The organism is Gordonia sp. UCD-TK1 (assembly GCF_001691435.1).
GTDB lineage: Bacteria > Actinomycetota > Actinomycetes > Mycobacteriales > Mycobacteriaceae > Gordonia > Gordonia hongkongensis.
The window spans coordinates 42,537-64,236 of the sequence record NZ_LZMP01000015.1 but is presented as its reverse complement, the minus strand read 5'-3'; the positions used below and the strand labels follow the sequence as shown (position 1 = coordinate 64,236).

Below are 21,700 nucleotides of genomic sequence, written 5' to 3'. Positions count from 1 at the left end.
GTGGCACTCCCCTCCCGCCGGCAGACCCGGCCCGACTGCCGACGGTCGACCAGACCGAACAAGGTGTGCCGCTGTCGCAGTGGTCTCGGACACGGGTCGAGCTCGCGCAGCGTCCCGACGGCAGCATGGTCGCCGTGCAGGCCCCGTCACTCGACAGCCCCACCGATCCGGAGCCCGCCGCCGCCCAGAACGCTGCCGACGTCGAATCGGTCGCCGCTGACCGCGGCGTCACGGTCGTCGAGGCGGAATCATCGCTGGGTGCGCCCCAGGAGGTTGCCGCCGACGATGTTTCACCGCCGGCGGTGCGGTTCGAGCACCCCGGAACGATCTTGGTGCCCTCGGGAGCAAAGGCCCGGGCGCGGGCGAACATCGCCGCCGCGCAGATCGCGGTGGCATGCCGCGACGCCAATCGTGCTGCGACACCAGCAGAACAGCAGGTGCTCTCGCAGTGGTCGGGATGGGGCGCGGCCCCGGACATCTTCGATCCGAACAAGGCGGACTGGGCGGCCGAGCGCACCCAGCTGCGCGAACTACTCAACGCCGAGGACTACGATTCGGCGCGTCGCTCAACGCTCAACGCCCACTACACCGACCCGCGGTTGGTGTCGGCGATGTGGGATACGTTGCGTGACGCCGGGTTTGAGGGTGGCCGGGTCCTGGAACCGGGATGCGGGTCGGGCACATTCATGGCAATGGCGCCCGAGGATGCGGTGATGGTCGGTGTCGAGAAAGACCCGATGACCGCCCAGATCGCGCACCTGCTCAACCCGCAGGCCCAGGTCCGCCTCGAGGGATTCGAGACGACCACGGTCCCCCAGGGCGCGTTCGCGGCGACGATCGGCAACGTGCCGTTCGCCAAGACCGCGGTGCATGACCCGGTCTACAACCCCGACTACCGGTACAACCTGCACAACCACTTCCTGATCAAGTCGCTGCACCTGACCGCCCCGGGCGGATGGGTCATGGGGATCACGACTCACTCGACGATGGACGCCGTCGGCTCTGCCGGGGTCGATGCGCGCCGCGAGATGGCCGAGCTCGCCGACCTTGTCGGCGCGGTACGCCTGCCCAGCAGCACCTTCCGCGAGGTGGCCGGCACCGACGTCACCACCGATCTACTGATCTTCCGGCGCCGCGAGACACCGCTACCGGTCAACGCCGAACCCGACTGGGTGCAGACCCGCATGCTGGACCTGCCCGACCGCGACGGCGACCACAAAGCGATCGCAGTCAACTCCTACTTCGCTGACCACCCCGACCGGGTCGCCGGACAGATGCAGCTCTCGCGCGGCCTGTACCGCGACGATTCGCTGACCGTGGCCGCCGACGACGCGCACGCCAGCATCCCCGCTCACGTGCGCACGATCCTCGACGACATCGTCGCCGGGGCCCGCCGCGACGGACTGGCCCACTCCCCGATCGTGACCTCACACGCCGAGCAGGAAGAGGCAGTGTTCCGCGACGGCCTGGCCGATGCGACCGAGCTCTACGCCGGTGTCCCGATCCAGGGCACAGTCCGTTGGAACGACGAGCGCCGAGAGTTCGAGAGCTACCTCGCCGCCGTCGACGGCGGACAGCCGACGTGGGAACCGGTGAAAGTGCCGAAGTCTCGCGTGGCCGAGACCCGACATCTGCTGGAGCTACGCGACCTGACCGTGGCGGTCATCGGCAGCCAGACCGGCGGCGCGGACATGGCGGTGCGCAACGATCTACGCGCAGCGCTCAACACCTCCTACGACACGTATCTGCGCCGCTACGGCCCGATCAACCGATTCGCCGAACAGGGCGGGCGCGAACGCACCGACGCCGAAGTGGCCGAACGCATGGTCAAGTTGGAGCAGAAGTGGCGGATGAAGAACGGCACCCGCCGCCTCGACTCCGACGGCGAACCGATCCTCGGCGACAACGGAAAACCGATCATGGACCCATACCCGGGTCTGTTGCCACCGGAGGAAGCCGACCGCATCGCCGACGAGGCCGACCAGCCCACCGCAGTGCAGTACCGCCGCAACCACATGCAGAAGCTGCGCGACGATCCGATGGCCGCCACGCTGATGGCGATCGAGATCTTCAACGAGGACACCCAGACCGCCCGCAAGGCCGCTCTGTTCCACCGCGACGTCTACTCCCCACCGTCGCGGGTCGAGCGGGCCGAAACACCCCAGGACGCGGTCGCGATCAGCTTGGGCGAGAGCGGCCGCGTCGATCTGGGCCGGGTCGCGCAGCTGCTCGACGTCGACCGCACCGCCGCCCGCGAGCAATTGCGTGGGCACGTCTTCGCCGCCGTGGACGGCTCCGACGATCTGTTGCCGGCCGCGGAGTTCCTGTCGGGCAACGTGCGCGAGAAGTACGCCGCCGCGAAGACGCTGCTCGGCGAAGCGACCAGCGATCAGGTCCGCCGCGACCTCGCCGAGTCGGTCGACGCACTGGCCGAGGTCATCCCCCGCGACCTGGCGCCCAACGAGATCGGCGTGGTCAAACCGGGAGTGAACTGGGTCGAGAAGACCGACTACGCCCGCTTCACCACCGAGGTCCTCGGTGGCGGGCGCACCCGCGTCGAGCGCGGCGCCGGTCAGTGGACAGTCAACTCAGCGTTGGGCACCGTCGATGTGGACAAGTTCTACACCGAGTTCGGCGCGCCGAACGAAGAGGACCGCAAATCACGCACCGCCGGTGAGCTGTTCGAGTCGCTGCTCAACCAGGAATCGGTGGTCATCAACAACTCCACCGCCGACGTCGAGCAAGGCGCACCCGTCATCGACGCCCAAGCCACACTCATGGCCCAAGTGCAGATGAGCAAGATCGCCGACGAGTTCGCGCAGTGGGTGTGGTCGGACCAGGACCGCACCGAACGCCTCGTGCGGACCTACAACGACCGATTCAACGCCTTCGTCGCCGGCAAGTACGACGGCACCCACCTGTCGCTGCCCGGAGTGTCAGCGGAGTTCGACCCGCACCCCTATCAGCGCAACGCCGTGGCCCGGGCGCTGGCAGAACCGACCGTGCTCCTCGACCATGTCGTCGGGGCGGGCAAGACCGGCACCATGTTCATGTCCGCGATGGAACTTAAACGCCGCGGACTGGTGAAACAGCCGTGGATTGTGGTGCCCACGCACCTGATCGAGCAGGTCGCCCGCGAAGCCAAGCAGTGGTATCCCGCGGCGAACGTGCTGGCCGGCCGCAAGAGCATGGACCCCGAGGCGCGGCGACTGTTGGTGTCGCAGAGCGCGACGTCGGAGTGGGACATGGTGATCGTGCCGTCGTCGGTGTTCGAGTTGATCCCGACCCACCCCGACCGCCAGACCAACTACATGCGTGCGCAACTGTCGGAGTTGCAGCACCAGTTGGAGTCCGGTGGCGCGCAGGAACGCTCGACAGTCAAGCGGATCGAGCAGGCCAAGGCGCGGCTGGAAAAGCGCATCAAGGCGCTCACCACGGGCAAACGCAGCAAGGACACCGGCCTGTACTTCGAGCAGACCGGGTGTGACTATCTGATCGTCGACGAGGCCCACGGTTACAAGAACAAGCAGCGCGAGTGCGCCATCGACTCGCTGTCGCATCCGGGATCGCAGAAGGCCGAAGACCTCTCGCTCAAACTGGGGCATCTGCGCGAGCTGGCCCAGGGCCGCGCCGCCACCGATGGTCGGACGCTGCCGGCCGGTGCGGAGAAGGTGGCGATGTTCTCCACCGGCACCCCGATCGCCAACTCACTGGCCGAGGCGTGGGTGATGCAGCAGTACCTGCGCCCGGATGTGTTGGAGACCGCCGGGGTCAGCAGCGTGACCGATTGGGCTGCCACGTTCACCAAGACGCGGCAGGAAACGATCACCAACGCCACCGGCACCCGGTTGCAGGTGGTCTCGCGGGTCAGCAGCTACAACAACCCCAAGGCGATGTACGCGCTGTCCCAACAGTTCACCGATGTGGTCACCCGCGCCCAGGTGCCGGCGAAGCTTCCGACCTTCGACGGCCGGCGGATGATCAGCACCGAACCTGGACAGCAGGTGCGCGATTTCATCGCCGACCTCGAGTACCGCGGCGACCACCCGAAAGACGACGCCCGGGAGGACAACCCGCTCAAGATCCTCAACGACGGCCGCAACGTCGCGCTCGACCCGCGGCTGGTGGGGCTCACACCGGAGAAGGGCACCACCCGCGCCGAGACCGTCGCCGGCGAGATCGCGCGCATCTACCATCGCGACGCCGAGCGCACCTACCTCACCGAGGACCGCAGCACGGTCGCGGAACTGCCCGGCAGTTTCCAGATCGCGTTCTGCGATCGCGGCACACCCAAACCCGACGGGTCGTGGACGGTGTACTCAGCGATCAAGGACGAGTTGATCGAGCGCGGCGTGGCCGCCGAACACATTCGGTTCATCCACGACGCCAAGACGCCGGCGCAGCGCCTGAAGTTGTTCGACGACTGCAAGTCCGGGAAGGTGCGGGTACTCATCGGCTCCACCGAACGCATGGGTACCGGCGTTAACGTGCAAGCACGCCTGGCCGCGCTGCACCACATCGACGTGCCGTGGCGCCCGGCCGACCTCGAACAGCGCGAGGGCCGCATCCTGCGCCAGGGCAACCAGAACGAGACCGTCGACATCCTCCAGTACGTCACCGCCGGCACCACCGACACGGTGATGTGGGGCAAGGTCGAGATGAAGTCGCGGTTCATCGACGAGTACAAGATGGGCCAGCTGTCGAACACCGACGAGCTCGGCGAGATCGACAGTGAATCGCTCACCGAGGCTGCGGCCGCCACCAAGGCCGCCGCGACCGGCGACATGCGGTTCATCAAGATGGTCGAACTCGACGACGAAGTCAGCAAGCTCACCGCGATGGAGTCCGCGCACCGCGACACCCAGTCGCACGCACGCCGCCGTGTCGGCACCCTCGATCGCGAGATCCCCGCCAAGCAAGCACAGATCGACTCCCTCACCGACATGAGTGCCGCGATCGAGAAGTGGAACACCGGAGGCCGACAGTTCGCGATCCTCGACGGCCGCGGTGAGGCCAAGACGTTCGACGAACGCCCCGACCGCAGTGCCGCGCTCATGGAGCGCGCACGCGAAACGTACTTCGCGCTCAAAGGTCGCGGAGCGTCGGACTACCGGCCGATCGCCGCGTTCGACACCACCGGTATCCGGTTGGAGATGTCGCGCTCCCTCGAAGGCGACATGACCTACTTCCGGCTCACCGGTGCAGAGTTGAAAACCCCGCAATACCTGCCGAGCATGGACGGCGAGGTCTTCAAGAAGCCGGCCAGCCCGGCGACCGCATCAGGTCTGGCGACCCGTGTCGAGAACGGACACGCACGCCTGGGTGCGCTGCCTGCCGAGTACCGTCGCGACGTCGAGGACATGACCCGCGAACGCGACATGCTCATCCCCCGCATGGACACCCGGTTCGAGCACGCCGACGCGTTGCGCGACAAACGGGTCGAGCTGCAACAGATCAAGTCCGCGATCGCCGCCGAGGCCCAAACCCCGGAAGCGATCGCCGCGCGCGAAGCCGCGGCCGAACGACTACGCGTCGCCGGCCGCGAACCCGGATGGTCGCTGGAATGGAACCCCACCACCTACATGGTCGAAAACGCCGGCGTCGGCTCCCGCGATGAATACCGCATCGCCGCGCAACGCATCGAGGAGATTCGTGCGGCCGAGTACGCCGCCGCGACCCAGGAGATAGCGACACCCGACGCAGCGCCGACCTCACCGCAACCCGGCTCCGACCGCGCACCTGATCGACAGGAGATGACCCCCGCACAACGCGCCGCGGCGATCGCATCCCGCGGCGTCCCGCGCACGTCGCCCGTCGCCGACGCCCGACACGCGAAGACCCCGAAGCCCAGCGCTGCATCGGCGCGGCGTGATGTCGAGCGTTCTCGTAATCAGAATGGCCCGGCGCGGTAGAAACTTCACTCGTCAGGTGACTCCCCGGGCGGTGTGGCGGGTCGGATCACTCTTGCGTAGTCGATCATCTGTCGGACTGTGCGAGCGTGTTGCTCCACCTCCGGCTGTGTGAGCTGGAGCTGTCCCTCGACGTAGCGTGCGGGGTTTCGTTCGCGGTACAGCGCCCGAAACGTGGTCCCGAACTCCGCGGGAAGTTGGCCCGCCGCAATCTGGTCTCGCAGCCAGCGCTCCCGCCGATGGTGAAGCTTCTGGTCGTCCCATTGGGCGTAGTAGATCAGGGTCATTACTGACAGTTCCGCGGCAGCGAACAGCAGCTCGATCGCGCTAGCGACGAGACCCCGATCTATCGCGAACAACACAACTTCAAGATCGGAACGAGCTTTGCCGAGCAGCGCGTCTACGCGATCAAGGCTGTCCGCGAGATCCATCGAGACGCAGCGGCCTTCGATAGCCGTTGCGAAGCCGAGCCAGCGCTCGGTTGGCTCGAGCGTTTGCGGCAGCAGCGTGATGATCTGGCCGATGAACGCGTCTCGTGGATCGCAGATGATGGGGGGCTCGCCGGCGACTGCCCAGAATGGTGCGTCGTGGTTGATGAGCACTTTCGGGTGCTCCCGGTCGAGAAGAACCAGCGCCTGGTAGATCGACGAGCGCGGGACGAACGCTCCTAGCTGAGGAGTGATCCAGTGCTTAAAGAGGTTGTCGATTGCGTTCGGAACGAAGACCGGATCGACGAACTCGTCTCCCTCCCTCACGATCCCCTTTCGGAGCACCTGAACCCGCGTATCTGCTTCAGTCACAACAGACATTGTGCGCGCGCATATGGCGCCGTCTTCTTTGCAGGCTGTGAGCCGGGCCGCGAAAGTAACCACAGGGGATGCCTGCCGTTGTCCCCAGCTGTCGTTTCGCCACCAGCTTGCGTCGGGTGAGCCGCTGTCGCAGCGGCGGAAATCGACCACGCTGCGCGTGGACTTGATAGCCCCGCGCGCACGCGCGCTCACAGCGAAAAGCGCCCGCCTCGCGGGAGCAAGTTATCGTTTAGGTGCCCTAAACCTTGCTCACCGTCCCTGTCGTCGGTACGGTGAGAGCACAGACCGGCGGTCGGTGCGGTGATCCCCACGGGTGGGGTCGCTGCGCTGGGCTGACCGGCGGATGCCGGGAACGACGCACAGAGAGGGCCACGCGATGGCGGAGTCAGAGAACACTCACCGCGCGTTCGGTCGTCGACGTCGTCGCAACCATCCGGGCGGGCGGCAAGAGCGGTTCGTGGTCAAGGTGAGCCCGGTCGAGGAGGCGGAGCTGCGCAACCGCGCCGACGACGCCGGCATGACGGTCCAACGGCTGCTGGTCACCGGTGCCCTGTCCCCTGCCGGTGGTGCGCCGGTCAATCACACCGAGAAAGTCGCGGCGTGGAAGGAAGCCACCGACATCCGCAATCTGCTCTCGGGGATCGCGGTGAACATGAACCAGATCGCTCGGCACGCCAATAGCGAGCGTGAGGTGCCGGCCGATTTTGAGGCCGCGGTGGACGCGGTGCACCGGGCGTCGGCTCGGGTACGAGATGCGTTCGGTGAGGTGTTCGGGGTGTCGTTTCCCGCGACGAACAAGCCCGCCGCCGAGGGGGCGGGGGACGCACCGAGTGGTCCGATCACCGCTGCCGAGGGTGAAGGCTGGTCGGTCTAGTGCCGATGATTCCGGCGATCTCGTCGGGCGCGCGGATGCAGGGATTGGTGATGTATCTGGCTGGCCCGGGCAAGGCCAATGAGCACACCAATCCGCATGTGGTTGCTGCGTCCTCGCGGGCGGTGTTCGCCGCCGGCGGTGCCGGGGCTGAGATGGGCCGCAGCGACGCCCACGAGCTGGGTCATGCACTCGATGAGGCGCGGGTGGTGTTCGGTACCGAGGTCACTCGACGCGACACCGCCGCCCTCAAAGCCGCCCAAGAGCGCGGCGTCACAGGTAAAGCCGCGATCGCCGAAGCGACCCGCGATGAAAACGTGTGGCACTGCTCGCTGTCGCTGCCGCCGGATGCTGCGGCGCTCGACGATGCGACGTGGTCGGCGATCGCGCACGACTTTATGGAGGGCATGGGTTTCGACGACCCGGACGCCGCCGACGCACGCTGGGTCGCCATCCGCCACGGGGTGACCAAGAACGGCGGCGACCACATCCACATCGCCGCATCACGTGTCCGCGATGACGGCAGCGTGGTCGCCAAGTGGCGTCCGCACCCGACCCGCGGCGGCAATGAAGGCGACTACGCCCGTGCACAACGCATCGCCCGGGATCTGGAAGCCAAGTACGGCATGGAAGTGCTGTCGAGCTACACCAAGAACATGGCCGCACGCGGCCGGTCGCACGCCCAAGACGCCGCAACCCGCGGCGCTGACGGTGCCGAGCCGCGTATCGCTGAAGCGCCGTCGGTGATCCTGGCGCGACGTGTCCGGGTCGCGGCGGCGGCCGCGGAGAGCGAAGCCGAGTTCGTGCGCCTTGTGCGCGCCGACGGCTTGGTGATCCGGTCGGCCCGCTACGACAAAACCGACCCGAGCGCGGTCACCGGATTCAGCGTCGGCCTGCCCGCCTCGGAGTACGCCAACAAGCACGGCCAGCCGGTCATGCACGGCGGGAAAAAGCTCGCCGAAGACCTCTCCCTCCCCCGCCTGCGCGAGGGTTGGATCGACGACGACAAGTCCCGCGCCGATGCGCGCTCGGCGTGGGACCACGCCGACGAACGTACCCCCGGCACGCACGCCCGTCGCGACACCGCCACCCACTCACATACAGAGGCGCACACCGCCGACACGACGCCCACTGAGCGCGAGACAACCACGAGCGGTGAGGATGTCGACGTGTCCGCGCGGCTGCGCGACATCCTCTCCCCGATCGCCCGCACGGCGGCGACCGAAGCCGACTACGCGCGCGCACTGCGCGCCCACCCCGATCTGCTGGCGCGCCCACGGTTCGCCAAAGGCTCGACCACCGAGGTCACGGGTTACGTCGTCGCGCTGCACCCGAGTGTCACCGGTGACGCCGACGGAAAACCGATCTGGCGCAACGCCAGCTACCTCGGCGACGGCCTCGCACTCAAGGACTTGCGTGGCCGCTGGCCCGACAGCGAGAGTCATCGTCGACTGGCGGCCGCGGCGTGGACTCGCACCCGTCGCGACACTGGAAGCACCCGGCAGTCGAGCCCGGATGCTGCGCGTGTGCACGAGGATGCCCGGCGGTGGGAACGCACCGTGACCGGTGTCGGCGACAAGACCTCCCGCGGCTGGCACGCGGCAGCGGCCGACACCGCGGCCGCGGTCGGTGCCGCAGCACGCACCGCCAACCCTGTCGACGCCGCGCACCTCAACCGCCTCGCTGACTCGCTGAGTTCGGTGTCGGGGCACCGACGCCCGACCCGCGCACCCGCGGCGCGCAGCCGCACCTCCGCGCGACGCGTCGCGGCGACCATGCTGGCGGCCAACCGCGACGACACCACCCTGTTGTGGCTCGCCGTGATGAAGCAAGTCCTCGCGGCCAGTGCAGCGATCAGCGACGCCGTGGCCGCCCAAGGTCACGCCCGCCAGGCCGCTCAGATTCGGGCCGCGATCGGTGCGACCGAACGTCACTACGCCGGCCAGTCCTACACTCCCCCACGCGAACGGACCGGAACTGCGCCTTCTCGCACCGTTGCCAGCCCGACCGCGGCGCGCACCCGTCAAACGCCTACGCGGTTGGATGATCCCGACCGTGGACGGTAGTCCCCGCACTCGGTCTCAGCTCACCAATACAAGACGAGAGAGCGTCACTGACATGAATGCGGCTGGGGCAGCACTCGGTGTACTCTGTGCTCGAACGAACTGTTCCGCATCTGGGCGCTGAGCGTCCTGATGTGTCCGTCCCAGTACGTGTGACAGTCACCCCAGGGACCGACTGCTGCAGGTACGGGATATGGGTGTTGAAGCCGGTGTTGACCGGGCCTAAGACATCCGTAGTTGCTGGCAGGTACTCACTTATCGGGCACTAGAGGCCCCACGGGTACAAGAGACCCATCATATGGTCCCGGAGGGACCACTGATGAGAACCGCTCCAGCAGTTCGCCGGAATCCGCATAGTGTGCGGATGCGCAGTGAGTTCGGGGGCCGCGAGAGTTGCGCCCCTTCCGCAGCTTGACCTCTCGAAGCGTCTGGCGCGATCCCCTGGGGTGGCGCCAGCATGCTCAGGAGGCTGACGTGCTTGATTTGCACATTCTCACTGCGGTGGCTGCGGCGATTCCGGGCCTTGTCTACGGGGCGTCGCGCGCGTGCATTCATTGCATCATCATCTGGCGTCAGCAAGATCGTCTCGTCTCACTTGGTCGTGTGACGTTCGCGCCGAGGTCAGAAGCAGTATGCGACACGGTGTCTGACGATATTGACGTAGATCGTGGCCGGCGGGGCAACTCAGACCGCGGCGCTCCCGAGGGGTCTAGTGTTGCGCTCAACGACCAGCAGGAGTGACTGTAGTGAACCAGAACGAGAGTGAGGCCGCTCGCCGCCGCAGGGCACAGGTCCTCGATGTGTACAACCGGAACAGAACGGCTTTCAGGTCGATCGCCCGGCGTCCCTCTTCGTCTACGCCGAGCCGGGTAATTGCATTAGTAGCTGTCTCGCTGATCATCTCGGCGGTATCTGGGTGTGAATACTCGACGCAGACCAAGAGCACTGCCATCGTTCCCCAGTTGATCGGTACGCCGCTAGACGAAGCAACAGCCCTCCTCGATGAGCGAGGGTTCGACAACGTCGACACCGAGGATGCGGCCGAGGACCGAACGATCTTCGCCGAGTCCAACTGGGTCGTCGTTGCGCAGAGCCTCCCCCCGGACAGGTCCGTGCCGACGGATGCGCCGATAGTGTTGGGAGCGGCGAAGCCCTCTGATGCTAGATACGCCGAACTCCTTGCTGCCGCCGGCGATAGCTCGAAGCTTGATGAGCAGAAGGCGAGTTCGCGAGCGGACCGCGAGGCGAAGCGCAATCCGTGCAAGATCCTCGCCGGGGTGACCGTTGACTCGAGAGTCTTTAGCGATCAGCTGCAGGCTCCGCGGTCGGATGTCGGTGACTACGAGAATGGGTTCCGTCCTGTGAAGCTTGCTTGCGCGAACGACGACCTTGGACTTGCAATTGAATTGAACAGTTACCCCACTCCAGACCTAGCGCGCGACGCAGCGACACAGGCCGTGACTGTCAATCCAGACGATAGGTACGCGACAGACATGATGATCGGGAGCAGGGGGACGGTGGTGAAGTATCCCGGGGGCGGCGGCTACCTCCTCAACCCAGACACTGGTGTGGGCCGACAGTCCTTCAATGTGGGGACCTGGCAGATCTTGACTGAGGCCAACTTCGATGACGCTCAAACGGCAGCACTCTCCCGCCAGCCAGATCCCATCCCCGCAGTGGTCTCGGTGTACAACCAGCTGAGATCAAAGGCTGCTCAAGTCATTCCTGGCGACAATTGGTGAGGTACTGAGCGCCCCTGCATCCGAAGCGCCGGATGTCGACGCACAAGGCAAGGCCGGTGCCACCTGTTGGGTGACACCGGCCCTTAGAGCTTGGGTCTATTTCACGCTCCTAGCTGTGCCCGGTAGTACCAGGTGCCGTTGAGCCCGCGGTAGCACGGCTGTTCATTGACCCACGCGGCGTTGCTCGCGCTCGCAGCCTCGCAGGCAACGATGCCGTTGAAGGGTCCGAAGGTGCCCCAGTCCCTGTAGGAACTCAGCGGTTGAGCTGTTGCGGGAGCGGCGAGGGCGGCGCCCCCTGCGGTGAGAGCGGCGGCGGCGAGGCTGCCGGCGAGAACGCGCTTCGTGGTCGTGGTGAGTTTCATTTGATGTCTCCTGTTTGTGAGTGGTTGTGGTCGGTAGGTCAGCTGGCCATGGACACCGGTGGTGGTGTCTGATCGCTCCTTTCCTGCGCGGGCTCGGTGGGCTTCTCCGGGGCGCTCGCGGTCCGGCGTGCGCGGGGTTTGGACGCTGCGGAACGGCCTCGCCCGCTGCGGGCCTGGGCGGTCAGCGGCGCGAAGTCGAGCTGGTCGAGCTTGGCCGGCGGTGCGCCGTTCTTCTTGGCTTCTTTCACCAAGTCGGCGAGGCGGCTCAGCCGTTGGCGGTCCTCGGCGAGGAAGTGTTCGCGGGTGGTCGCGATCTCGGCGGCCAGCCGGGCGGCCGGTTCGAGCGCTTCGCGTCGGCGTTGTTGCCGTTCGGCTAGCGCCTGGGCCTCGGCGGCGTCGTCGGCTTCGATTTCGGCGAGCAGGGTGCTGGGATCGAACTGAGTCATTGCGCTGTTCCTTTCGGTCGGGATAGGTGGTTAGAGGCCGCGACCGCGTTGCCGGTCGGCGGTGAGGGTGCTGGATCGGCGGGCGGTGGTTTGCTTCTGTCCGGTGCTGGCGGTGGCCAGGCGTGGGTTGGTGGGGTGGTCACGGGCGGCGGTCGTGGCGGCTTTGCCGCTGTCGCTGGTGCTGACTGCGGCGACGCGGTCTGACCGCGACGGGCCGGGCTGCTCGTCGACACCGGTGGTGGTGAGGGCGTCGGCACGTTCGGTGGCGAGGTCGGAGAGCTCGGCGGCCTGTTCGGCGTCGAGGTCGGCGGCTTGGGCTTGGGTCAGCAGCGCGGCGACGTGGACGCCGTCGCGGTCGGTGGCGTCGCGGCCGTCGGCGCTCTGCGTGGGGGCCTGGCCGGGTGCCCAGTGCTCGGCGCGCGACTGGGTGTAGCGTTCGGCGGCTTCATGCGGCGAGCTGCGCATGAGCTCGTCGGGGTCGAGTCCGTAGTCGCGGATGAGGTCGGCGAGGTTGTCGCGGACGGCGGCCGCGGTCGCACTCTGCTCGGCGTACCGGTCGGCCATCGCGTATAGGTCGACGACGTTGCGGCCCTCGGCCCGTTCAGCCCAGTGCCGGTCGTGGGTGTGCTCCCCCAACCGGGCGGGCTCGATGCCGTAGTCCTCGCGGATTTTGCGGGCGAGTTCGTCGGGGCTGGCGTGTTTCCAGTAGTCGGCATTGGGTTGGGCGAGGGCGAGTTCAGCGCGCACCTGTTGCTGGGTGTCGGCGGCGTCGGTGGCCAGACGCATGAACGCTGCGCCGGGTGACTGCGCCTCCCGGTCGGTGTCGGTGTGCTCGGCCCCGCGGGCTTTGTTCGCCGCGCGCCGCGCCCACGATTCGATGAGCGAGGAGGTGTGGGCGATGGCCACGGCCAGCGCACGTTCCATGCCTTGTTCGAGTTCGCGGGTTTCCTGCTCGTGCTCATTCATCGGACCAGTCCTGTTCGTCGGTGACGCTCATCGCGTCGCGTAGGGCGTCGTCGGTCATGGGTTCGGTGGGAAGTGGTGGCGGGGGCCGGCGGTGGCCTTTGTCGGCGCTGCACCCCTCGAACGGGCCGTCGGCGGACATGAGGACCGCCATGTGGTGGTCGGCGTGATCGCGCCACCACACGCTCATCCCGGTCGCGGGGTCCAGGCGCAGCGATTCGTAGGCGCGCCAGAGCGCTTCGAGCCGTGACACGGCCTCGGCGTGGTCGAACCAGCGTGGGCACCACAGCCGTCCGGGTTTGGCCTCGACGTGGCGGGCGTAGAGCACCACGAGGTGGTCGTCAACGAACTCATACACCGAGCCGAACTCGGTCTCCGGTGGTGGAGCATCGCCCGCGGTGTCATCGTCGAGCTCGTCGTCGTCTGCGAACTCGTCGTCGATGACGAGGTCGTCGTCGAGGATGCTCATGCTGCGTCGCCCTCGTCGGCGGTGTTGACGGTCGCCGGCCCCTCATCGGGTTTCTGTGGGCCGTACTCGGCCAGGGACTGCCGGATCAGTGGTGCATACGGTTTGTCCATCCACGGGACGGGTTGCAGGATCGTGGGCGGGTTGCCTGCGGAGAACAGCAGCATCCGGCCGCGTGGCCACGAGGAGAGATCCCGAACGGTGAAGATGTTCTCGCGAGTGGTGTGCTCCGAGACTGACTGCGAGCCGCGGCTGTTGCCTGATCCGCTGGACCGCGACACGTTGAGCGCGCGGCGCTCGTACTGTCCGGCGAGCTTGGCCAGGCTTTCCAGGTACGTGGTCTCGCGGACGTTGCCGCCGTAGATGTAGATGTTCGACGACGATTCGAGCAGCTTCATCGGCCGTTCCCCGAACACCCCGATCCCCTGGGACCACGATTGCAGGATGGTCATGATGATGATTCCGCGGGACCCGTAGTGTGAGTACAGTTTCGGCAGGTCAGGCCAGCGCACAACGTTGGCGGCCTCATCGAGGGCGCACAGCAGCGGCACCGGCAGCCGCCCGCCCGGGGAGGCAGTGGCGATCGCCTCGGCGGTCTTGGTGGTGGCCATGGTCAACGCCGCGACCAGCGGGCCGACCGAGCCGACACCTTCACGGGACAGGCAGTACAGCGTCTCCCCGCGTCGGATGTAGCTGGCGAGGTCGAGGTGGGGTCGCTGGTCGTCGGGGCCGGTGCGCGAGACCCACGGCCGAACGTTGCGCCCACGTAGGCATTTAGCCGTCTTGATCGCGGTTCCCCAGATGCCGTCGGCCTGCTTGTCGGTGAGGTTGAGCCGGGCGTTGAGGGCGTGGGCGACCATCGGGTAGTCGTGCTCGCGCAGGATCGCGACGGCGTCGTGGCCGTCGGCTCGCACCACCAGCCGCTCGAACACGGTGGTGATCGGTTCGCCGGCCAGTGCGGAGGCCAGGATGAGGTTGGCCAGGAGATCTTCGCCCTCGGGCTCGAAGTAGGGGTCCTTCTTGGCTTCCTGGCCGTCGTCTCCGGCGGCGAAGAGTTGGGCGAGTTCTTCGGCGCGGGTCTCGTCGGTGACGTAGCTCAGCGGGTCCCAGAACCACCACGGTTGTTCGTTGGCGACCGATTGGGGGTCGAACACCCACACCTGGCGGGTCGGGGCGCCGGTGGCGTCGCGGAACTCCCGGACCAGGCGGGTGTGGTCGAGGTTGCCGCGCTTGTTCTCCGTGGCCAGTACCGCCCCGGGGGCCTCGCAGATCGCCGGAATGATCCTCGAGGTGGACTTGCCCTGGCGGGGTCCCCAGATGTCGAGGTGCATGTCCTCAAACGATCCGTAGATCGGGGTTCCCGACAGTGTTTTGCCCAGCGGCACACCGATGGTGCTGGAAAACCCGGCCGGGGCCGCGTCCTGGTCGACCCCGAGGCTCTTGGCCTTGGCGGCGACGGACTTTTCGGTCACCGACTCGATGTCGGTGCCGTTGCCCAGGTGCTGCTGGGCGGTGTCGACGCGCGAACGTTTCGGTCTGCGCTGCCAGCGCAGCAACGCGTATCCGGCTGCCGCGGCGACCGGCGCCAGCATGACGATCAGCCATACCGTGGCCGCGGTCGACCAGCGCAGGCCGCCGGTGACCAGCTCGATCGGTGCGGCGAACGGGTTGGCCGGTACCGTCTGCCCGCCGGCCAGATGCAAGGCCGCCCAGCTCAGCAGCGATACCACCACGACGGCACCGACACCGGCGAACATGAGTTTGTCGGAGTGGTTGCGGGTGGGTTCGGTGGTCGTGCCCGGTGTGGCGGCCATCAGGCGACCTCACTCTCATCCGGGGCGGCCGCAAGGTCGGCGGTGGCGAGTAGGTCGGTCAGCGAGACTTCTCGCCAGGTGCGGAAGCCGGGCATCCGGCACACCTCCAGCGCAGGGTTGTCATCGCCGTTGTCGACGACTTCGATGGTGACGAACACGTTGTAGCGCAGGATGTCTCGCTGCAACGCTTGTGTGGTGACGCGGTGGTTGGACACCACCAGCCGCAACCCGATCAGGTCCAGGCCCTTGTCCTCGCGGGCCTGGCCGGCGAGGTAGATCGCTTTACGGGCGGCTGCGAGGTCGGCGCTGTCCTGGTCGTCGACTTTGTCGTAGTCGAAAAACTCCCCGTACCAGGGATCTTCGCCGTGTTCGGAGCACACCGCGAACGAGTTGACCTCGCTGTCTCCGGCGGCGTACAGCAGCACCTGTGGTGCGGTGTCGGCCGCGGCCGCCATCTCGGCCAGTCGGGTGTCGAACGCCTTCTGTCGCAATGCGTCGTAGTCGATGTGGAGTTGTTTGCGCAGCTCGGTCTTCCACTTGCGAAACAGCGAACCGGTGTCGATACCGTGGTCTTGGGCCCAGGTGAACAGCTCGGAGTGGCTGGTCATCGCCGTCAGCGTGTCGGCGTTGTCGCGCACCGAGTCTCGGGCGGTGTTCCAGTCCTGTACGTCCTTGGCGGCACGGTCCTTCTTCGTGGTGCTCATCGCAGTTCCTTCCCGGTTGTAGCGGTTGGTGTTCGGGGGCCGATGGTGGGTGCCAGCGCGGCGATCGCGGCTCCGGCCGCGACGACGATCACTGTTGAGGCCAGCCATGTCGCGGCGTCGTGGCTGCTGGCCATCGCGATGACCAGGCACGCCCCGACCAGGGCCAGCAGTAGCCGGAACATGCCGGCCCCACCGGGGGTGTAGACGGTCATCACGACCATCGCGGCGATGCCGGCGACCGCGAGTGCGGCGGCGGTGATCGCGGCGGTGGCCGGGCTTGGGGTCACCGGTGGTGTGCTCGCGAGGTGTTCCCACAACGCGGCTGGGGTGCGGTCTGCCAGATACCGCAGCAGCCACACCACCAGCGCGGTCACGGTCGCCGTGACGGCAACGGTCACCACGGTCCCGCCCACCAAGCCCTCCACCCCCTCACGGGTTGTCGGCGGCCGCGGTGGTGCCGGTGAGCGGCGGCCGGTGCGGTCGTGTCCGGTGCGGTCATAGCCGTAGCGGTTGAACCCGGCCCGGTCGTAGCCGTCGGCGTCGAATCCGGCTTCGTTGAACCCGTCGAGGTAGAACCCGTCGCGGTCGCGGCCGATCTGGTCACGCCCGTACCGGTCGAACCCGTAGCGGTCATAGCCGGAGGCGTTGTAACCGTCGCGGTCGAATCCGGCCGAGTCGTATCCGTAGGCGTCGTACCCGTCGCCATACGGGTTGTTCGGCTCGTAGGGGACGCTCACTGTGCTGCTCCTAACGTCGTGGTGTCGATCAGGTCCATGCGCCACATCCGCCAGCGCTGGTCGTCATCACGGGAGAGCGCGATGTCGAAGGTCATCAACCGCCACGGTGTGGTGGTGCCGTCGGCGTGCATGACGTTCTGGGTGACCAGGGCGCGGCGCTCGACGTCGAGGTCGCCGGGTCGGTCGGTCCGCGCAGTGACTTTCACTGCGGCAACGACGATGTCGTGGTTGGTGCGCCACTGCTGCCACTGCGGCAAGGCCCGCACCGACTCGTCGTCGCCGCGGGTGGCCACGGTGTGCAGCGCCCCGGACAGCCACGGCACTGCACGGCGCATCCCGTCGCCGGAATCGGCGTCGGTGGCCGGTTCCCAGCTGTAGATGCGTTGCAGCGCTTCGGTCGCCGACTCATCAGGGCTGTCGCGGAGCTGGGGACCGTCCCCGACCGGAAGCTGGTGGCTGTGATCGTGGCCGCTGTGATCGTCGTGGGTGTCCGGTTGCGGGTCCGAGCCCCCGCAGGCGTTGAGCACAAGCGCCACGACCAGCGCTGCGCAGCTGATCACGGCCAGCCGCACGCCCGTGCGCAGGTATCGGTGCATGACGGGACTCCTATCGTTCCTCGGGCAGCGAGTCGCGGAATGCTGGCTCGTTGCGGATGATGGTTTCGGCGTAGGGGCGGGTCTCGGAGAAGTGCCGCGGATGCTGGTTGGGAAATCCGCCGGAGGACTGCACCGAGCCCGGGCCGGCGTTGTAGGCGGCCAGGTAGAGGTCGCGGCGGTCTTTGTTCGGTCCGCTGCGCTCATCGACGGCACCTGAGGCGATCCAGCCATCGACCTGCTTGGCGATGTCGCACATGAAGTGGCCTTGGGCCATGATTGAGTCGCCGAGCGAGTACGGGTCGACCCGGCCGTCCCGGTCGTAGTCCTTGCCGTAGGTCGCCCACGTCGAGGGGATGAACTGGCCCGGTCCCATCGCCGCGTCCGGTGACACCGCGGTCGCCTGAAAGTTGCTCTCCTGCTTGCCCTGCGAGGCCAACAGCGAGGAGGTGATCTGCGGGCAGATCTTCCCGGCCTCGTTGTACCAGCGCGCCCAGTCCGCCGGCACTGTCCCGACCTTGACGGTGCCACCCCCGCCACCGCCAGGGGTGCCTTCGGGTTCGCAGTCATCTGATCCGGCGCTGCTGCCGCCGCTGTCGCCGCCGCGATCGCGGATCCGGCCGAGGTCTTCGCCGTTGTAGAGCGGGGAACGGTCGACGGTGACGTGGACGTGGTCGAAGTGATTCGCCGTCCAGCCGCCGCGGTCGGGCATCGTGTTCCCGGCGCCGCGGGCGGGCTGGTAGTACTGCCGCCAGATGGTGTATTCGACGTGAAAGACGTCTTTGTTGTCCATCACGTAGCGCTGGATACGGTTGCCCAGCTCGACGTTCGCGGGGTCGCGGCCGTCGTTGGGGATCATGATGTCGGCGGCGCGGCCGTCGGGGTGGTCGCTGAATCCGCCGCCGTCGGCGCGCCATCCGCCGATCGTTTTTAGTTGTGGGAATCGTTGGGCGACAGCGCGGACGAGCCGCACGGTGTTTGTTTGGAAGTGCGCCTCTGACCCCAGGCGGGAAGCCATCGGCTTGGACACGTCGAGTTCGCCGCTGCTGTCGGTGACCGCGCCGAGTGCCTGATCTCGCGGTGCACCTGCTGCCGGTGGCGCGGGTGGTGGTGCGCGGGCGGGTGCGCTGTCGACGAACGTGCCGTCCGGGGCCGGCTTCTTGGTGCGGACCCCGGCCTTGTGTGAGGTCGCCGGCCAGGCGTCCCAGCCCTGACCTCGTAGCGTCTTGTTGGCGATCTCCATCTGCTCACCCGGGGTGGCCTTGTCGGCGGTCGGGGCGTACTTCGCTCCCCCATACCCGGTCCAGGTGCTCGCCGAGAACTGCAACCCGCCGTAGTAGCCGTTACCGGTGTTGATAGCCCAATTGCCGCCGGATTCGTGTTCGGCGACCTTGTTCCAGTCGGCCACGCTCACCACGTCCGCACCCGCTCCCCCACCACCAGGGGCCGGGGCCGCAGGCGGCGGCGCGCTGCCTGGTTCGCGGGCGTCCTTGAGCCACGGCATCGGGTCGATAACCCGCTGGCCCCAGCCCCCTTCCCACACCTCGAAGTGCAGGTGCGTACCGCCAGGGCCGGGCGGGGAGACCTGACCGTTGTATCCGGCGCGGGCGATCTGCTGCCCGGCGGTGACTTTCTGGCCTGCTTTGACCATGAGGTCCTGGGGAAACATGTGGCCGTACACGGTATCGACGCGCTTGCCGTCGATGTTGTGCGACAACACGATCCACTGGCCGAATCCGCTGGCCTCGCCCGACTTGGAGACGGTGCCATCGAACGCGGCGAAGATCGGCACCCCGGGCTGAGACCCGAAATCCGCACCCTGATGCATGGTGCCGCCACGCGGCCCGAACCCCGAGGTCAGGATGTAGGTGCCCTTCTTCATCGGGAAGGTCCGCTGACCAGGAGTGCCACCACCGCTCGACTCCGCGCCCGAACCCGGGGTCTCGCAGTCGGTCACCACGGTGCTGAGCATCGTGACGACAATCAGCGGAATCGCCACGATCAGCGCCAACGCTGCGGCCAGACCCCCCTTGGCCCCGTCATTCATGACCGAGCCCGGTCCTTGAGTGCTGCGATCAGCTCGGCGTTGAGTTGAGTCAAGGCGCGCAACTGCTCACGTGTCGAGGCCAGCTCCAGATTGCTGCCGGCCTGCGGAGCGGCCTCGTCGTCGGCGACCGCCTTCTGGTACCAGTTCTTAATTGTGTTCGGATGCACCGAGAACTGTTGGGACACTTCGCTGCACGCCGCCCACAGCGACCGCACATGCGGCAACACTTCCCGCACCGCGGCGACGGCGAGTTCCCGAATCTCGGGGTCGATCCACCCGTAGCGGCGATCGAACTCCGGCGCGCTCATGCCGCATCACCGGATCGGGTGCTGACACCGGTGAACCGGCCGCTGGTGTTGTGCACGCCGCCGTCGGCCTCGATCGGGGTGAAGTTCAACCGGAACGGGGTACCGGGCCGGTCGTCCTCACCGCTCTTGAGCAGGAACACACCCTGACCGTGTGGGCGCGGCCGATCCGCCGAGGTCGTCGAGGCGTCGTCCCCGGCCCGCATCCGGGCACGCAGCTTGCGTAGTACCGACTCCGAGGGCGGCGGCGTGGACGCCGCGGAGGTGACCAGCGCCCGTTCGGCAGCGTTGAAGTGGGTGACCGTGGAGAGCCGGTCGAGTTCTTCGGTACCGACCGGTCCGATGAACTTCAGTCGGGCCTTCTCGAGGAACCCGATGGCCTTGTTCGCATCCGCCTGGGACTCGAACGCCGACAGGTCGGCCACCGAGTGGGTGATCATGATCAGCGACACCGCATCCGAGCGGTTCAACCGTACGAGCGCGTCGACGCGGTCGACGATCCCGGCACCAGAGCCGATGACCTGCCACAGCTCGTCGATGATGACCTGGAAGGTGCGTCGCGGACCCAACCCAGCGTCAGCGAGGACGTGGGCGGCCTCGACCGCGCCGAACCCGTCCGACCAGCACACCAGCAGCAGAGCCGCCTTGAGTTTCTTGTCGCCCTTGGGGACCCGGGACACATCGACACACACCGCCGGGGCGTTGACGTTGATCGGCTCGGTGGTTTGGCCGTTGAGCACCCGGCCCAGACGCCCGCGCACCAACGCGCGCAACGACCGCAGAAGGTTCGCCGTCGCCGCAACATAGGCCTCGGCGGTTCTCGACCGCGGCGTCCTCGTACAGGCTCGCCGATCCGGCCTTGACCACGCCGTAGAGGTCTTCCAGGATCGGCGGGTGCGCGCCGGTGAAACCCTTACCGCCCTGCGCGACCGGCTGATACAGGATGTCCAGGGCCGAGCCCAACAGGGTGTCCTCGAAGTCCTCCACCGCGCGGCCGCGGTTGATCTCCACCAGGCCGGCCACGGTGGCGACCTGCCGCGACCGTAGATCGGCACTGACCTGGGTGATCTGCTCGTGCAGCTTGTCCAGGCCCCGGCGACTGGCCTGCGGGTCGGCCTCCATCGCCGCGGCCCGCTCGCGGAGCTGGTCCAAGACCTCACCGAGGGCGCCCGCGCCGAGGGGGTTGATCTGCTGATGCCCGTAGCCGCCGGTGATGACCTGGCCGCCGTTGGCGCGGGTCAAGTCGGCGTAGTCGGGTTTGATGTCGCCGAGGAACAACGAGGTGTGGCCCTGTGCCATGTTGCCTTCAGCCAGCCGCCGCACCAGCGACGACTTACCGAAACCGTTGAGCGCGAGCACGAACGCGATCGGAGCGGTGATCAGCCCGGCGAGAAACCAGGTCAGCGGATCGCAGCCGAAGTCCTGCCCGGTCTGCAAATGCGCGCCCAGCGGAGTGCCCAGCAGCGGCGACGACGCGCCGATGGAGAACGGCCAGAACCCGCCAGCCACCTGTGCGCTGGTGGCACGCCACTCCGGCATCCGCAGCACGATCGACGTACGCCCCCCGCCCGGCTTCGCCGTGCCGCGGTGCCCGGGGTCGGGGCTGTCGATGTCGAACCCGCCCTGCTCCACGACGCGGGTGATGGCGCGTTCGCGACGACGGTTCTCGGCCGCCAAACGTTGCCGCGCGCGGCGGGTCGCCCACCGTCCGCCGGTCTCGTCGGCGGCCGCCATCTTCAGGGCTTCGTAGCGCATGGCGGTCATCACCAGCACCCCGCCGATGCGCACGGTGTCGGGGATCGGTTCGAGAGAGGCGGTGTCGGCGGTGGCCGTGCCGCGCTGGCCGGGACGAGTGCTCAGAAGGGTCAT

Annotated in this window: 17 protein-coding genes; 4 read left to right on the top strand and 13 right to left on the bottom strand. The window is 67.4% G+C overall.

Going from position 1 to position 21,700, the window contains the following annotated elements:
- Positions 1-65 precede the first annotated feature (65 nt).
- A complete protein-coding gene (locus A9310_RS10715; protein ID WP_254661230.1) occupies positions 66-5,912 on the top strand; it encodes a helicase-related protein in 5,847 nt (1,948 codons plus the stop codon).
- A 5-nt stretch (positions 5,913-5,917) separates the two neighbouring features.
- Here A9310_RS10715 and A9310_RS10710 read toward each other — a convergent pair whose 3' ends face one another.
- Entirely contained in the window at positions 5,918-6,709 is a 792-nt protein-coding gene (locus tag A9310_RS10710) for a HEPN domain-containing protein (protein ID WP_175401117.1), read from the bottom strand.
- 385 nt (positions 6,710-7,094) lie between these two features.
- Between A9310_RS10710 and mobC the strand changes: the two genes are divergently transcribed.
- The 3 genes from mobC (at position 7,095) to A9310_RS10695 (ending at position 11,394) form a co-directional block, all read left to right on the top strand.
- On the top strand, positions 7,095-7,592 hold the full coding sequence (gene mobC, locus A9310_RS10705) for a plasmid mobilization relaxosome protein MobC (protein WP_065630596.1): 498 nt from the start codon (positions 7,095-7,097) through the stop codon (positions 7,590-7,592).
- Between the two features lie 5 nt (positions 7,593-7,597).
- Positions 7,598-9,655 carry a relaxase gene (locus A9310_RS10700; RefSeq protein ID WP_065630628.1) on the top strand — a complete coding sequence of 686 codons (2,058 nt, stop codon included), beginning with the start codon at positions 7,598-7,600 and terminating at the stop codon, positions 9,653-9,655.
- A gap of 743 nt (positions 9,656-10,398) precedes the next feature.
- Positions 10,399-11,394 carry a PASTA domain-containing protein gene (locus tag A9310_RS10695; protein ID WP_065630595.1) on the top strand — a complete coding sequence of 332 codons (996 nt, stop codon included), beginning with the start codon at positions 10,399-10,401 and terminating at the stop codon, positions 11,392-11,394.
- 101 nt (positions 11,395-11,495) lie between these two features.
- Here A9310_RS10695 and A9310_RS26315 read toward each other — a convergent pair whose 3' ends face one another.
- Genes A9310_RS26315 through A9310_RS10640 form a run of 12 tightly spaced genes read right to left on the bottom strand, consistent with a single transcriptional unit; the run spans position 11,496 to position 21,700 of the window.
- Positions 11,496-11,756 (bottom strand): hypothetical protein, encoded by a 261-nt coding sequence (locus tag A9310_RS26315; protein WP_065630594.1) that lies wholly within the window; start codon positions 11,754-11,756, stop codon positions 11,496-11,498.
- Between the two features lie 38 nt (positions 11,757-11,794).
- On the bottom strand, positions 11,795-12,202 hold the full coding sequence (locus A9310_RS10685) for a hypothetical protein (protein WP_065630593.1): 408 nt from the start codon (positions 12,200-12,202) through the stop codon (positions 11,795-11,797).
- Between the two features lie 30 nt (positions 12,203-12,232).
- Positions 12,233-13,168: a hypothetical protein gene (locus A9310_RS10680; RefSeq protein ID WP_065630592.1), complete on the bottom strand. Its 936-nt coding sequence runs from the start codon at positions 13,166-13,168 to the stop codon at positions 12,233-12,235.
- A complete protein-coding gene (locus tag A9310_RS10675; RefSeq protein WP_065630591.1) occupies positions 13,161-13,634 on the bottom strand; it encodes a DUF4913 domain-containing protein in 474 nt (157 codons plus the stop codon). The genes A9310_RS10680 and A9310_RS10675 overlap by 8 nt, the downstream gene beginning before the upstream one ends.
- Positions 13,631-15,445 (bottom strand): type IV secretory system conjugative DNA transfer family protein, encoded by a 1,815-nt coding sequence (locus A9310_RS10670; RefSeq protein ID WP_065630590.1) that lies wholly within the window; start codon positions 15,443-15,445, stop codon positions 13,631-13,633. The genes A9310_RS10675 and A9310_RS10670 overlap by 4 nt, the downstream gene beginning before the upstream one ends.
- Positions 15,445-16,149 (bottom strand): hypothetical protein, encoded by a 705-nt coding sequence (locus tag A9310_RS10665; RefSeq protein WP_065630589.1) that lies wholly within the window; start codon positions 16,147-16,149, stop codon positions 15,445-15,447. The genes A9310_RS10670 and A9310_RS10665 overlap by 1 nt, the downstream gene beginning before the upstream one ends.
- Positions 16,146-16,886, bottom strand: coding sequence for a hypothetical protein (locus tag A9310_RS10660; protein ID WP_065630588.1), 741 nt, complete (start codon positions 16,884-16,886; stop codon positions 16,146-16,148). The genes A9310_RS10665 and A9310_RS10660 overlap by 4 nt, the downstream gene beginning before the upstream one ends.
- Positions 16,883-17,482 (bottom strand): hypothetical protein, encoded by a 600-nt coding sequence (locus tag A9310_RS10655; RefSeq protein ID WP_065630587.1) that lies wholly within the window; start codon positions 17,480-17,482, stop codon positions 16,883-16,885. Before A9310_RS10655 ends, A9310_RS10660 begins: the two co-directional genes overlap by 4 nt.
- A 10-nt stretch (positions 17,483-17,492) precedes the next feature.
- Positions 17,493-19,526: a transglycosylase family protein gene (locus A9310_RS26460; RefSeq protein ID WP_065630586.1), complete on the bottom strand. Its 2,034-nt coding sequence runs from the start codon at positions 19,524-19,526 to the stop codon at positions 17,493-17,495.
- Positions 19,523-19,834, bottom strand: coding sequence for a transposase (locus A9310_RS10645; RefSeq protein ID WP_065630585.1), 312 nt, complete (start codon positions 19,832-19,834; stop codon positions 19,523-19,525). Before A9310_RS10645 ends, A9310_RS26460 begins: the two co-directional genes overlap by 4 nt.
- On the bottom strand, positions 19,831-20,460 hold the full coding sequence (locus A9310_RS26295) for a hypothetical protein (protein WP_254661229.1): 630 nt from the start codon (positions 20,458-20,460) through the stop codon (positions 19,831-19,833). The genes A9310_RS10645 and A9310_RS26295 overlap by 4 nt, the downstream gene beginning before the upstream one ends.
- Positions 20,408-21,700, bottom strand: coding sequence for a hypothetical protein (locus A9310_RS10640; protein WP_254661228.1), 1,293 nt, complete (start codon positions 21,698-21,700; stop codon positions 20,408-20,410). Before A9310_RS10640 ends, A9310_RS26295 begins: the two co-directional genes overlap by 53 nt.

What these genes read in the sequence shown, in the direction of transcription:
- A9310_RS10640 (WP_254661228.1), bottom strand. Translation starts at nt 21,700, where the DNA reads ATGACCCTTCTGAGCACTCGTCCCGGCCAGCGCGGCACGGCCACCGCC.
- A9310_RS10700 (WP_065630628.1), top strand. Translation starts at nt 7,598, where the DNA reads ATGATTCCGGCGATCTCGTCGGGCGCGCGGATGCAGGGATTGGTGATG.
- A9310_RS10680 (WP_065630592.1), bottom strand. Translation starts at nt 13,168, where the DNA reads ATGAATGAGCACGAGCAGGAAACCCGCGAACTCGAACAAGGCATGGAA.
- A9310_RS26315 (WP_065630594.1), bottom strand. Translation starts at nt 11,756, where the DNA reads ATGAAACTCACCACGACCACGAAGCGCGTTCTCGCCGGCAGCCTCGCC.
- A9310_RS10675 (WP_065630591.1), bottom strand. Translation starts at nt 13,634, where the DNA reads ATGAGCATCCTCGACGACGACCTCGTCATCGACGACGAGTTCGCAGAC.
- A9310_RS10645 (WP_065630585.1), bottom strand. Translation starts at nt 19,834, where the DNA reads ATGAGCGCGCCGGAGTTCGATCGCCGCTACGGGTGGATCGACCCCGAG.
- A9310_RS10670 (WP_065630590.1), bottom strand. Translation starts at nt 15,445, where the DNA reads ATGGCCGCCACACCGGGCACGACCACCGAACCCACCCGCAACCACTCC.
- mobC (WP_065630596.1), top strand. Translation starts at nt 7,095, where the DNA reads ATGGCGGAGTCAGAGAACACTCACCGCGCGTTCGGTCGTCGACGTCGT.
- A9310_RS10655 (WP_065630587.1), bottom strand. Translation starts at nt 17,482, where the DNA reads ATGCACCGATACCTGCGCACGGGCGTGCGGCTGGCCGTGATCAGCTGC.
- A9310_RS26460 (WP_065630586.1), bottom strand. Translation starts at nt 19,526, where the DNA reads ATGAATGACGGGGCCAAGGGGGGTCTGGCCGCAGCGTTGGCGCTGATC.
- A9310_RS10685 (WP_065630593.1), bottom strand. Translation starts at nt 12,202, where the DNA reads ATGACTCAGTTCGATCCCAGCACCCTGCTCGCCGAAATCGAAGCCGAC.
- A9310_RS10665 (WP_065630589.1), bottom strand. Translation starts at nt 16,149, where the DNA reads ATGAGCACCACGAAGAAGGACCGTGCCGCCAAGGACGTACAGGACTGG.